This window comes from Jeotgalibacillus sp. S-D1, assembly GCF_004358665.1.
Lineage (GTDB): Bacteria > Bacillota > Bacilli > Bacillales > Jeotgalibacillaceae > Jeotgalibacillus.
The window spans coordinates 605,242-617,777 of record NZ_SMZR01000002.1; the positions used below are offsets into that span (position 1 = coordinate 605,242).

At 45.0% G+C, this 12,536-nt stretch carries 13 protein-coding genes and 1 riboswitch; of the genes, 1 reads left to right on the forward strand and 12 read right to left on the reverse strand.

The features are described 5' to 3' along the window. Position 1: 1 nt before the first annotated feature. From E2R51_RS09985 to E2R51_RS09995, 3 genes are all read right to left on the reverse strand, one after another. On the reverse strand, positions 2–1,057 hold the full coding sequence (locus tag E2R51_RS09985) for a FecCD family ABC transporter permease (protein ID WP_133376898.1): 1,056 nt from the start codon (positions 1,055–1,057) through the stop codon (positions 2–4). Continuing rightward, the gene (locus tag E2R51_RS09990) at positions 1,020–1,997 is read right to left on the reverse strand and encodes an ABC transporter substrate-binding protein (RefSeq protein WP_133376899.1); all 978 of its coding nucleotides are present in this window, start codon (positions 1,995–1,997) and stop codon (positions 1,020–1,022) included. The genes E2R51_RS09985 and E2R51_RS09990 overlap by 38 nt, the downstream gene beginning before the upstream one ends. A gap of 264 nt (positions 1,998–2,261) precedes the next feature. After that, a riboswitch (cobalamin riboswitch) is annotated at positions 2,262–2,444 on the reverse strand. 123 nt (positions 2,445–2,567) lie between these two features. Continuing rightward, positions 2,568–3,539 (reverse strand): ring-cleaving dioxygenase, encoded by a 972-nt coding sequence (locus E2R51_RS09995; RefSeq protein ID WP_133376900.1) that lies wholly within the window; start codon positions 3,537–3,539, stop codon positions 2,568–2,570. Between the two features lie 91 nt (positions 3,540–3,630). Here E2R51_RS09995 and E2R51_RS19810 point away from each other — a divergent pair, with 91 nt between their 5' ends. Then, positions 3,631–3,780, forward strand: coding sequence for a hypothetical protein (locus E2R51_RS19810; protein ID WP_165967194.1), 150 nt, complete (start codon positions 3,631–3,633; stop codon positions 3,778–3,780). A 167-nt stretch (positions 3,781–3,947) separates the two neighbouring features. On the opposite strand, the gene E2R51_RS10000 is transcribed toward E2R51_RS19810, so the two are convergent. The 9 genes from E2R51_RS10000 to speE all read right to left on the reverse strand — a co-directional run bounded on the left by E2R51_RS10000 (position 3,948) and on the right by speE (position 12,453). Then, positions 3,948–5,084 carry a bifunctional cystathionine gamma-lyase/homocysteine desulfhydrase gene (locus E2R51_RS10000; protein WP_133376901.1) on the reverse strand — a complete coding sequence of 379 codons (1,137 nt, stop codon included), beginning with the start codon at positions 5,082–5,084 and terminating at the stop codon, positions 3,948–3,950. A gap of 2 nt (positions 5,085–5,086) precedes the next feature. Then, positions 5,087–6,010 (reverse strand): cysteine synthase A, encoded by a 924-nt coding sequence (cysK, locus tag E2R51_RS10005; protein ID WP_133376902.1) that lies wholly within the window; start codon positions 6,008–6,010, stop codon positions 5,087–5,089. After that, positions 6,011–6,484, reverse strand: a complete 474-nt coding sequence (locus tag E2R51_RS10010) for an S-ribosylhomocysteine lyase (RefSeq protein ID WP_133376903.1) — start codon at positions 6,482–6,484, stop codon at positions 6,011–6,013. Positions 6,485–6,574: 90 nt separating this feature from the next. Then, positions 6,575–7,216, reverse strand: a complete 642-nt coding sequence (locus tag E2R51_RS10015; RefSeq protein ID WP_133376904.1) for a class I SAM-dependent methyltransferase — start codon at positions 7,214–7,216, stop codon at positions 6,575–6,577. A gap of 138 nt (positions 7,217–7,354) precedes the next feature. Further along, positions 7,355–8,269, reverse strand: a complete 915-nt coding sequence (locus E2R51_RS10020; protein WP_133376905.1) for a hypothetical protein — start codon at positions 8,267–8,269, stop codon at positions 7,355–7,357. A 146-nt stretch (positions 8,270–8,415) separates the two neighbouring features. Next, on the reverse strand, positions 8,416–10,086 hold the full coding sequence (gene argS / locus E2R51_RS10025) for an arginine--tRNA ligase (protein ID WP_133376906.1): 1,671 nt from the start codon (positions 10,084–10,086) through the stop codon (positions 8,416–8,418). Next, positions 10,083–10,517: a YwiB family protein gene (locus E2R51_RS10030; protein ID WP_133376907.1), complete on the reverse strand. Its 435-nt coding sequence runs from the start codon at positions 10,515–10,517 to the stop codon at positions 10,083–10,085. The genes argS and E2R51_RS10030 overlap by 4 nt, the downstream gene beginning before the upstream one ends. Before the next feature lie 221 nt (positions 10,518–10,738). Further along, complete coding sequence (gene speB / locus E2R51_RS10035) at positions 10,739–11,611, reverse strand: agmatinase (RefSeq protein ID WP_133376908.1); 873 nt, start codon at positions 11,609–11,611, stop codon at positions 10,739–10,741. An 11-nt stretch (positions 11,612–11,622) separates the two neighbouring features. After that, entirely contained in the window at positions 11,623–12,453 is an 831-nt protein-coding gene (speE, locus tag E2R51_RS10040) for a spermidine synthase (RefSeq protein ID WP_133376909.1), read from the reverse strand. Positions 12,454–12,536 lie beyond the last annotated feature (83 nt).

Below are 12,536 nucleotides of genomic sequence, written 5' to 3' on the forward strand. Positions count from 1 at the left end.
TTTATCCTCTTCTTTCTCTGCGTTGTCTAATCAAAATCAATCCAAATACCGGCGCACCAAGCAGCGCTGTAATAACACCAATCGGCAGCTCTGTAGGGGCAACGATGGTTCTAGCCACTAAATCGCATAAAATAAGCAGGCTGGCGCCATTTAAAACAGACAGCGGCAGGACGTGACGGTGATCCGCTCCCCATGCCATTCTGACCATATGCGGCACCACTAGCCCCACAAATCCGATGGTGCCTGAAACGGCAACTGCAGCACCCGTAAGCATTGAGCCTGAAGCCAGCACAAAATACTTTCTAACCTGGACATTTACCCCTAAATGATGCGCACGCTCCTCGCCAAACGCCATGGCATTTAACTCGCGAGCATTCCACATAAGGAGAAAGGAGCCCAGTATAAAAAATGGTGCAATGAGGCGGATGTACTCCCAGCCTCTCATCGATACACTGCCGAGCAGCCACGAAATAATCTGACGGAGCTCTTCTCCAGTTAACGCAATCATAAGCGAAAGAATAGAACCTAAAAATGAACTGAAAATGATGCCTGTTAAAATAATCGTTTCCATTTTCATCGACCGTTCCACAAAACGCGCAAAACCAAGTACGGCTATCAGGGTTAAAAGTGCTGCTAAAATACTGACAACCGGCAAAGTAAAGTTTCCAAGACCAGGAATCGTGAACCCTAAGAAGATCGTCATAACAGCCCCAACAGAGGCCCCTGAAGAAACACCAAGTGTGTAGGGGTCTGCTAATGGATTTTTCAGCAAGCCTTGAAAGGATGCACCCGCAATCGCCAAGGATGCACCAACTAAAGCTGCCAGCACTACACGGGGAAACCGTATATCAATTACAATCGTTTTCATCATTTCATTTGTTTCCCCATGAGTACCAAAAAGAGTGCCCCAAAAAATCTGGAGCATCTCCTTTAAAGGCACTTGCACCGATCCGAGTGTAATCGCTAAACAAAAAGCGACGAACAGAAAAATCGATGAAAGTAAATATCCAAACCAAATCCTATTCGCCGAATATGTCCGGGTAGATGGCTTTTGCAAGCTCTTGTGTTCCTTCTACTAATCTTGGACCAGAGCGATTAACTGGATCTGATGGCACGACATGAAGATCTTCATTTTTTACAGCTTCCACTTCACTAAAGCCGCCGTGGCTGCTCCATTGAGCGATTGGATCTTCAACAAATTCTCCATATGTTAAAACAACTGTTTCAGGGTTGCGGCTGACAATTTCTTCTTCTGACAGCATGACAAAGCCTTCCTGATCTTTGGCAACATTATCAGCCTGAATCAAATCAAGCATTTCCTGCATAAAAGTATTATTTCCAGCCACATACACTTCAGGAAGACCGGACACATCAACCATTACTTTTTTGCGGTCGCCCTCTTCAATTGAAGCTGCCTTTTCCTCAATTTCTGCAAAGTCTTCCTGCATATCTGTCACGATTTGTTCTGCTTCCTCTGCTTTCCCTGTGACCTTTCCAATCATGCCAATGGTTTCGTATACCTGATTAAAATCCGTGGCATTTTCAATCATCACAACCTTAATGCCCGCATCCTTAAGCTGCTGAAGTCCTGCATCCTGGTTTGCATTGGAATCATGAGCCAGCACTAAGTCCGGCTGCAGGGATATGATCTTTTCCACATTAAATTCGAGACCGCCAATTTTCTCTACATCATTGACTTCTTCCGGATAGTTGTCGTAATCCGATGCACCCACAATCGCCTCATCAAGGCCGAGTGCGTAGGCGATTTCCGTGTTGCTTGGAATCATCGAAACAATCGCTTCAGGCTGTTCCTCTATCGTAATCTCTTCGCCTGTTGCATCCTTTACAGTTACAGGAAAAGCTTCTCCCTGAACATCGGTTTCTTCACTTGCCTGCTCTGTATTGTTGTCCTGATCATTTGCTGTGTCTGAGTCACTGCAGGCTCCAAGGAGCCCCAGCACTGCCACTAAACTGATCAGCCATTTCCAATTATTCATTTTTTCTTCCTCCTAAGCTTTCGATCTACCTTTTTGGTTGAAGCAGCAGTGATTGACGTGCCCGTTTGTAAACCGCCACGCCAACCTTTATGTAATTGGGGGGAACATAAAGCTGCTCACTCCACGGTACAGGTTTCATACCGCTTTCGTTTTTGGAACACAAAAAAACATCTCACCAGCAGGAGATGTTGGGTTGCAACGTAATCGCACAAGCAATCGCTTATATGACGAAGTCTGCAACACCGACCTATCCTCGTAGGCTTTTTGGTGTGGTGAATGCAGGCAGGTTTCCTGGCTCATGGTTATGCGTGGCTGCCCCTTCCCATAGCAATCGCTACAGTGGTTTGGCAGTTCACTCCCATATACAGTGGCGGGACCGCGCTGGATTTTCACCAGCTTCCCTTTTAACTCTTTGCAAAAAAGAGCACCTTCATCCGTCCGTATTAAATGTTTTTTCATTCCCATTATATCGAAAGTTCGACTATCCCGCACGAAAATATTTAAAAATATTAATAAATGGAAAAAAACCAGCCTGAAGGACGTGTTCCCCTTCAGGCTGGCTGAATCCATTTATTTTTTTATCTCAAGCGGGCGCAAAGACGCTTCAATTTCTTTCCGTCTCGGCTCCAAGAATGGCGGCAGTGCCAGAGATTCACCTAACTGATCCATGTCCTCATCCGTTGCAAATCCCGGCTGGTCGGTCGCCAGTTCAAACAATATGCCGTTCGCTTCTCTAAAATAAATCGAACGGAAATAAAAACGATCCACCTCACCAGATGTTTGGAGCCCAAAGCTCCGCAGGCGGTCATCCCATTTATCATAATCCTCATACGTTGGAATCCGGAATGCCACATGATGAACACTGCCTCGTCCAGGCCGCTCAGGCGGAAGATCCGGACGTTCCTCAATATGCACCTCAGCACCCGTTCCTCCCTCTGCTACTGTCATCACTTGAATAGCTGGAAAATCGCCCGCATTAGAAGGATATTCACCAGCTTTTCTAAATCCAAGCACCTTTTCAAGCACTTCAATCGTACGGTCAGCGTAACGTACTGTCAGCGTCACAGGACCCAGCCCCACAATCGCATGCTCTTCTGGAATCTCAGCACCTGTCCACGGAATACCCGGCGCAACTCCCGCCTCCCCATTATCAGCCACAAGCATTAAACGGGATCCTTCGTTATCTTCAAAATACAGCGTATCCCTGCCAGCACGTTTTTGGATCTCTTCATGTTTTACGTTAAGTTCCTGGAATCGTTCTTTCCAATAATGAAGCGAATCAGTCGTCGGAACACGAAATGCTGTATTTGAAATACTGGAAACGCCGGGATACGTACGCCCAGCCATCGGAATATCAAAGTAGGTCATATCCGTACCGGCACTCCCGACAGCATCGGCATAAAATAAATGATAGGACGATGTATTATCCTGATTTACCGTTCTTTTAACCAAACGCATGCCTAAAACCCGTGTGAAAAAATCATAATTTTCCTCAGCCTGACCCGTAATGGCCGAAACGTGGTGAATTCCTGTTACGTTCATTGTGAACACTCCTCTATTTTTATCTTGAATTCGAGATATTTGATTTTATTATAATTGATGTGAGATTGGATTGCAAGCGGGTGATTTCGTGATGAGTTATGGGAACGCTTGGGTGCAGCAGCTCTGGACGCTGACGACGATGAACGTCAGGGCCGGCCGGGATATTGATCACATCTACATGTTTATCTACTATCATCTCCACATCCGTCCGCTTATCAATCATCTTTCTGCTTTTATCTAACATCTTTTTTCACTTATCAAACATGTTTTGAATATATCGGTCTGGGTTGCTATTTGTCTGCCAAGCCTCACAAGCCACATGCCCACACCCCACACCCATCCTCAAAAACCGCACAACAGAAAAAAAAGCCGCCCCCATGGCGACTTTTTTCATAAAACCCAGCGTGCTTAAGCTAAAGCTTGCTCTAAATCTTCCAATAAATCCTCGATGTCTTCAATACCTACTGAGATGCGTACCAGGCCGTCTGTAATGCCAAGCTCTGCACGGCGCTCTGCTGGAATTGAAGCGTGAGTCATGCGTGCAGGCAAGGAAATCAGGCTTTCTACTGCACCTAAGCTTTCCGCCAGGGTGAAATAGCGTACTTTTTCCAGTACTTGAGCTGCCTTTTCTGCACTTCCAACGTCAAATGAAATCATTCCTCCGAAGCCACGTGATTGCTTTTTAGCGGTCTCATGGCCAGGATGAGACTTGATTCCCGGATAATGGATTTTTGAAACTCCTTCATGCTTTTCCAGGAAGGCAACGATTTCCTTGGCATTGATCTCATGCTCTTCCATGCGGATGCCAAGCGTTTTTAATCCCCGAATCAGCAGCCATGAATCCTGCGGTCCAAGAATGGCGCCGACTGAGTTTTGTACGAAATGCACCTGTTCTGCAAGCTCCGTCGAATTGACAACGACAAGTCCTGCTACTACGTCACTGTGGCCGCCAATGTATTTAGTCGCACTGTGAATCACGATGTCTGCACCGTGATCAATTGGTGTCTGCCAGTATGGTGTTGTGAATGTGTTATCTACTATTGTCAGCAGTCCATGTTCTTTTGCGATTGCAGAAACCGCTGAAATATCGGTTACTTTTAACAAAGGATTGGTCGGAGTTTCGATAAAGACTGCTTTGGTATTTTCCTGAATGGCTGCTGTAACATTTGCCGGGTTGCTTGTGTCTACAAATGTAGAGGTGATGCCCAGACGGTTTAACACCTTAGTCATGACACGGTATGAACCGCCATATACATCATCTGTCAGCACGATATGCGAGCCGGTTTCAAACATCATCATCACCGAGCTCATTGCCGCCATTCCAGAGCCAAAGGCAAAGCCTGCTACTCCGTTTTCAAGATCTTTGATCAGTTCTTCCAATGCATGGCGAGTCGGATTGCCTGTGCGGGAATATTCATATCCCCCACGCAGATTGCCTACTCCGTCCTGTTTATACGTACTAACCTGATAAATCGGTGTGGATACAGCGCCAGTTGCTTCATCGCCGAAAATCCCACCATGAATAAGTTTCGTTTTTGGTTTCATATTTACTTTCCACCTTCATAGATATTCTGACTTAAGTAACGTTCGCTGCTGTCTGCAAAAACGGTGACAATATGGGTGCCGGGAGCACTCACTTCCGCTTCTTTGAGAGCGGCATGAAACGCTGCACCGGATGAGCTGCCTACAAGGAGCCCCTCTTTTGCAGCAAGTTCTTTTACCCATTTAAATGCGTCTGTATCGTAAACCATGTGAACGGCATCAAAATAGCTTCGATCCATGTAATCCGGAAGAAACTCCATGCCGATGCCTTCTGTTTTATGCGGTCCTGATTCACCACCGTTTATGGTTGATCCTTCGGGTTCCACAATGACTGTTTTTACATCGCTTTTTTGATCCTTTAAATAACGGGCTGTGCCCATAAAGGTTCCTCCGGTTCCGGCTCCAGCGACGAATACATCCACTTTTCCGTCCATATCACGCCAAATTTCAGGTCCCATTGTTTTATAATACGTCATGGGATTTGCGGGGTTGCCGAATTGGGCAGGGGAAAAAGATCCTTCCGTTTCCAGGACGAGCTCTTCCGCTTTGGCAATAGCACCCTTCATCCCCTTTTCAGTTGGCGTATTGACTACTTTTGCTCCCAGCGCGCGCATTAATGTTTGTTTTTCAACACTGAATTTCTCCGGTACAACAAAGATTACTTTGAAGCCGCGCCCTGCTGCAGCAAGGGCTAAACCAATACCGGTATTGCCTGCGGTCGGTTCAATAATCGTGCCCCCGGGCTGCAGTTTTCCGCGCTTGATTGCATCTTCGATTAACTCTACCCCCAGGCGGTCTTTGACACTCCCGCCCGGGTTAAAAAACTCCAGTTTCGCAAAAATGCGGACATTATTTGGAATTTCTATATGGGTTATTTCAACGATCGGTGTGTTTCCGATCAATTCTTGAACATTTTTTGCTACATTCATTTACGCTTCCTCACCAAAAACGTCCTTCCACTCATCACGCTTGGCAAGCATATCACGGGCGATTTCTTTTGCTCCTTCAAGGCTGTGATTTGCAGCCCAGCCGCATTGAACTTCGTTGCATGCCGGTACTTCAGTTGCTACAAGGACATCATTTAATGTTTTTTCCAAAACATCCAGTACTTCATCATAGTTATCGTGATTGATGACAGATAAATAAAATCCTGTTTGGCAGCCCATTGGACCGATGTCGATTACATTGGTCATATGGTTGCGGATATTTTCTGCCATCAGATGCTCGATGGAATGAAGTCCATCCATTTTCATATGCTCCTTGTTTGGCTGTTTAAAACGAACATCGTATTTATGGATTTCGTCCCCATTGTGTCCTGATGTTACGCCTACCAGTCTTACATATGGAGCTGCTACTTTCGTGTGGTCTAAGTTAAAGCTTTCAACGTTCATTTTCTTTGTCATAATCGATTCTCTCCTTTAAGCAAATTTAGTATTATCTTTATCTTAATGCTTCATCTATTCGCTGTACAGAGATAGCGGTTCTGCTTCAATCTAGTTTTGTTTTCTTGCGTGAATCAGCCAGACATAGTCATTAAGCGGTGTAAATGAAATCGCAAAGCCAGCTTCTTCAAATATCTTTTTCATAATCGGCAGCGTTGTATAGTATTCCCGCTGCAGGTCTTCAAGAAGATTTTTGTATCCTTGCTTACCGACTTTCTCCCACTGATTGATACGTGCCTCGTCATCTTTAAACATCGTATCTGCAAAAACAACCTGCCCGTTTGAGGCGAGAATGCTCGCATAGTGCGCAGCTGCCTCCGCTTTTTCTTCATCAGTCAAATGATGAAATGCATAGGTGCTGACAAATGTATCGATTGGCTGTTCAGGTAAAGGGAAGCTCGTAAAATCTCCATCTACGATTTTACTGGCAGGAAAACGCGCTTGTGTACGGTCTCTCATGGCTTTATTTGGCTCAACACCTAAAACGGTTAATCCTTTTGCCAAAAGCTTTTCAGTCAGATTGCCTGTGCCAACGCCAAACTCTACAGTAAGCCCGCGGGCTTCATCGGCTACCTTTTGTAATATATCATCGTATCCGGCAAAAACTTCTCGATACTCCTCATCCTTACCGTTTACGGAATCATCATACGTATCTACCCATTCATCAAAAATATCTACAAATTCACGACCCATTTTGGCACGCTCCATTCATTATAAAGTATTCTTACCAATATACTCGGAATAAGAAGGGTCGGTGCTAATTTTATCAAAAAAGAACGCATCTGTCACGTTTTTTGACAGACACGTTCTATCGTTATAAATGGTGATAATTCAATATTTTGGAGGGTGGCATGCCATGACTGTTAAATAGCTGCACCACTCTTTTTTTGCTTGTGCCCATTCGGCGGGATATTGTCCCCATTCCCAGGATGGCTCCCAGAACCCGCCTTTAGTCAGCTTTTCAGCATACCAATTTGCGTTTTCTTCTACTACTTCTTCAAGCTCTTTATAAAGCGGGCACTGCGTTTGTTTAATTACTGCGATCGGCTGCAGCCCGTAGCCTTCCCACTGCTGCCTTGACAGCATGAAGATATCCTCGCTGTGGTCTTTTATTTTTGTGTAGATTCGCTGTTTGATTTCTTCATTATCCGTAAGTTCTGCCAGCATGTAGTAGCATTGAACCTCATGCATTTCCCATACAGTAATTTCATCCCAACGTTTCATGACGATCGCTTCTGTTTTTTCGATTATATCAGACGGCACTGCCTCCCGGAAATAATGAAAGTAGCCAAGAATTTCAGCAGCTGGATTGCCTGGTGTTTTTTCAAATCCGGTTTCCCCTGTTTCTTCATTTACCTGCCACCACGGCGCTCTCGGAACGTTATTAATGGCTGCAGGCACAATCGGCCAGCGTCCGCTTGCAGGATCAAATTGATGAATTAAATAATCCAGTGCTTTTTTTACCATGGGATGGTCTCTTTGGACCGGCAATTGCGCTAAAAATTGAAGTGCCACGGTTGTATTTAACACGGATGAATCAATTAGCCGGCTGTCCGGCTCTAATGCATGTCCAAATCCACCATCGGGATTCTGATAGGCATGCAAAGCAAGAATTACGTCCTCATGGCTGCCTTCACCCTGGCGGAATAAATGAAACGCACGATCCACCGGCCGGGCTTCCCGTTGAATAAATAAATTAATCGCTATCTTTTGCCCTCTCGTTAAGTGTTTCGATAATACGTTCATGCCTTCCCCTCCTGTAACTACTACTTCGATAATGTCAGGTAAAAATCCTCTTTAATGGTGGTCATACCCCTTCATTACCCTCTTACTCTTAAAATTAATACATAAAAAACCCACAGCATTTTTCATTTGCTGTGGGCGTAAAAGTTTTACATTTTTTCGGGTGCTTCAACGCCTATCAACTGAAGGGCGTTTTGAATGGTTTGACGGACTGCCTCAATCAGCTTCAGACGGGCTTTTGTTCGTTCAGGAGATTCTGCATCCAATACTTTATTGGCATTATAAAAGCTATGAAACGCTGAAGCCGTTTCATTAATATAAGTAGAAATTCGATGCGGTGTGCGGTTTTGAGCTGAATCCGCTACAATCTGCGGAAAATCGCCCAGCTTTTTCAGCAAATCCACTTCTTTTTCTGTCCCAATCAGGGATAGATCAGCATCAACTGCAAGGTTTATGCCCTGCTCCTCGGCCTGACGCAGGATACTGCAGATACGCGCATGGGCATATTGTGCATAATAAACTGGGTTTTCGTTGGATTGTGAAACCGCCAGATCAAGGTCAAAGTCCATATGTGAATCGCCGCTGCGCATGGCAAAAAAGTAGCGTACGGCATCCAGGCCAACTTCGTCCACTAATTCACGCATGGTTACTGCCTTACCTGTCCGTTTGCTCATTTTCATTTTTTCGCCGTCTTTATATAGCTGAACCATTTGAATCACAGCTACTTCCAGATCATCACGATTATAGCCCAATGCCTCAACGGCAGCTTTCATGCGGGGAATATAGCCATGGTGGTCTGCGCCCCAAATATTGATTACTTTATTATAGCCCCGCTCAAATTTATCACGGTGGTAAGCTAAATCGGGAGTCAGATAGGTGTATGAACCGTCATTTTTGATCAGCACACGGTCCTTATCGTCGCCAAGCTCCGTTGAACGGAACCATGTTGCGCCATCTTCTTCATAGACATGTCCACGCTCTTTCAATACGTTAAGCGCATCTTCGATTTTTCCGCTTTTATAAAGAGAGGTTTCAGAGAACCACACATCAAATGGAACACGGAAGGCTTCAAGATCATCTTGCAGCTTTTTAAGCTCATACTTTAATCCGTACGACCGGAAAAATTCATAGCGCTCTTCTTCTGAAGCATTTAAATAGCGGTCGCCAAACTCTTCCGCAAGGGTATTGGCAATGCCGATAATATCTGCTCCCTGGTAACCGTCTTCCGGCATCTCTTTTTCTTTTCCAAGCGCCTGAAAATAACGTGCTTCTACTGAGAGGGCCAGATTGTGAATTTGATTGCCAGCGTCATTAATATAGTACTCACGCGACACTTCATATCCGGCTTTATCCAGCACATTGCAAAGCGAGTCACCTACAGCTGCACCGCGCGCATGGCCAAGATGCAAATCGCCGGTAGGATTCGCTGATACGAACTCGACCTGCACTTTTTGTCCTGCTCCCACCAGGGATTCCCCATACGTTTCTCCAGCTTGTAAAATGGCCGGGATAAGGTTATTTAAGTAGGTATTATCCATGTAAAAGTTAATAAATCCGGGTCCTGCAATATCAATTTTTTCGATGGATGCTTTTGAAGAATCAAAGTTTTCTACAATTCCCTCTGCTATGGCACGGGGTGCTTTTTTAGCAATACGGGCCAGCTGCATGGCCATATTGGTAGAAAAATCTCCGTTTACTTTATCTTTCGGTGTTTCCAAGATCACTTCCGGCAGCTGCTCTTCCGTTGCGAGCCCTGCTTTTACCACGGCTGCTCTAATTTCATGCTTTACCGCATCTTGTACTGTAGAAACAATTGTCATGATTGTCCCGCCTCCTTGTATTCGATCGTCATCGCATAATTACCAACCGGACTGCCTGCCATTTCAAGGTTGTAATTAACATGAAATTCACCCGTTTTCTTTGATGGGATGCGATGGGTATATTTTTTTGTATCAGTCAGCAAAGAAAGAGTGCCATATTCACTGTCATACGTGCTCATCATATGCTCGCCCGGTCTGAAGGCAAGACGCATTTTTAAAGCCCCGCTTCGTAAAATAACAGCCTGACTTTCTTCCATCTTAACAATCGTGCGGACCGTGCCTTCTTCTTGTGACTCTTCATATTTTAAATAGTCTATATTATTTTTCGTCATCCATTCGCCGGTCGAAGTCAGTGTAAACTCTTCCTTCGAACCATCTGTCTGGGTAATGACGGTTGTCAGTTTGATTGTTACTGGAATTGAGTTTTCCACTTTCCCACTCCTTTAACCAGCCTTATGTGTCCATAAGCCGCTCGTAATTTCTAACCTTTCCATTATAAAAAGGTTTTGTCTGAAAAGCAATGCACGATTCGACAGGAGCAGCTTTCTTTTCAGTACTGCCCTTTTTCAGGAAAATTATTACTTTCAGATCCGGGAAATCCCGGCAGGATATTGAAAAAGCCGCCGGATAATCATCCGGCAGCAGAATTTTTTTATTTCACCCATCCCAGGATCATTTCACGCAGCAGCTTGCTTGCTGTGTTTGCTGTCTGTTCGGAAGAATCATAAACGGGAGCTACTTCTACAAGATCTGCTCCGACTACTTGAATATCCGATCCAGCAATGGCATGAATCGAAGCAAGCAGTTCACGGGAGGTAATGCCCCCGGCATCGACTGTCCCGGTGCCAGGTGCATGTGCCGGATCGAGAACATCGATATCGATCGTCACATAAACAGGACGGCCTGCAAGTGACGGCAATATCTCTTTTAACGGCTCAAGCACTTCAAACTTGGATATATGCATACCGTTTTCTTTCGCCCAGTCAAACTCTTCTTTCATCCCTGAACGAATGCCAAACGAATAGACATTTTCCGGTCCGATATGCTCCGCGATTTTACGGATCGGCGTTGAGTGGGAAAGCGGCTCTCCCTCGTAATCTGTACGGAGGTCTGTGTGCGCGTCCATATGGATAATCGCAAGATTCGGGTGCTTTTTGGCAACTGCCTTCATGACCGGCCAGGATACCAAATGCTCGCCGCCCATTCCAAGCGGAAATTTCCCGTCTTCCATTAATCCATCAATATACTCTTCAATTAAGTCGATGCTCTTGTATGGATTTCCGAAAGGCAGCGGAATATCCCCGGCATCAAAATATTTTACGTCTTCCAGTTCACGGTCTAAATACGGGCTGTATTCTTCCAGACCGATTGAAACCTCGCGAATACGGGAAGGACCGAAACGTGATCCCGGACGGTAGCTGACTGTCCAGTCCATCGGCATGCCGTAAATGACAGCTTGAGCATCCTCATATGACGGATGGCTTTTAATAAATACATTTCCTGAATATGCTTCATCAAAACGCATGGAATGACCTCCTATTCCGTTAAATCTTTCACGAATTTAGGAAGCACGAAGGAAGCATTGTGAAGCTCTTTCGTATAATATTTCGTGTCGATTTCATGGAAGCGTTCTTCTGCCACCTGTAGCGGATCATGTTTTTTAGAACCCATTGTAAAAGCCCACAGGCCGCTTGGATACGTTGGGATATTCGCTGTATAAAGGCGGGTGATCGGGAAAATTTCTTTTACATCGCCCATCACTTGTTTGATCAGGTCCGCTTTAAACCAAGGGTTGTCTGACTGTGCAACAAAGATTCCATCTTCTTTCAGCGCGTTTGAAATTCCTGAGTAGAATCCCTTTGTGAAAAGATTGACCGCCGGGCCAACCGGCTCTGTAGAATCGACCATGATGACATCAAACTCATTTTCGCTTTCCGCGATATGCATGAAGCCGTCGCCTACGATTACCTCCACGCGTTCATCTTCAAGATCTCCTGCAATTTCAGGAAGATATTTCTTTGAGTATTCGATTACTTTGCCATCAATTTCAACCAGCGTAGCCTTCTTCACAGATGGGTGCTTTAGCACCTCACGGATCACGCCTCCGTCTCCTCCTCCTACTACCAGTACATTTTCAGGATTCGGGTGAGTAAATAGCGGTACATGGGCAACCATTTCGTGATAAACAAATTCGTCACGCTGAGAAGTCATTACCATGCCGTCTAAAAACAGCATATTGCCCCACTCTTCTGTTTCTGCCATTTCCAGATGCTGAAAATCTGTTTTTTCTGTGTGAAGCGTTTTATTTACCTTCATTGTAATTCCAAAGTTTTCTGTCTGTTTTTCTGTAAACCAAAAACCTGCCATTTTTTATTCTCCTTTTTAACCTATATTTAAAAGACCATCATTGTTCGAAAGTTAGCAATGTGTTTATCATTAGTTATGCACTG

Bases quoted from the DNA above. Each gene is read 5' to 3' on its own strand.
- E2R51_RS19810 (WP_165967194.1), top strand. From the start codon at position 3,631: ATGAGTTATGGGAACGCTTGGGTGCAGCAGCTCTGGACGCTGACGACG.
- E2R51_RS09990 (WP_133376899.1), bottom strand. From the start codon at position 1,997: ATGAATAATTGGAAATGGCTGATCAGTTTAGTGGCAGTGCTGGGGCTC.
- E2R51_RS10020 (WP_133376905.1), bottom strand. From the start codon at position 8,269: ATGAACGTATTATCGAAACACTTAACGAGAGGGCAAAAGATAGCGATT.
- cysK (WP_133376902.1), bottom strand. From the start codon at position 6,010: ATGAATGTAGCAAAAAATGTTCAAGAATTGATCGGAAACACACCGATC.
- E2R51_RS10000 (WP_133376901.1), bottom strand. From the start codon at position 5,084: ATGAAACCAAAAACGAAACTTATTCATGGTGGGATTTTCGGCGATGAA.
- argS (WP_133376906.1), bottom strand. From the start codon at position 10,086: ATGACAATTGTTTCTACAGTACAAGATGCGGTAAAGCATGAAATTAGA.
- speB (WP_133376908.1), bottom strand. From the start codon at position 11,611: ATGCGTTTTGATGAAGCATATTCAGGAAATGTATTTATTAAAAGCCAT.
- E2R51_RS10010 (WP_133376903.1), bottom strand. From the start codon at position 6,484: ATGACAAAGAAAATGAACGTTGAAAGCTTTAACTTAGACCACACGAAA.
- E2R51_RS10015 (WP_133376904.1), bottom strand. From the start codon at position 7,216: ATGGGTCGTGAATTTGTAGATATTTTTGATGAATGGGTAGATACGTAT.
- E2R51_RS09995 (WP_133376900.1), bottom strand. From the start codon at position 3,539: ATGAACGTAACAGGAATTCACCACGTTTCGGCCATTACGGGTCAGGCT.
- speE (WP_133376909.1), bottom strand. From the start codon at position 12,453: ATGGCAGGTTTTTGGTTTACAGAAAAACAGACAGAAAACTTTGGAATT.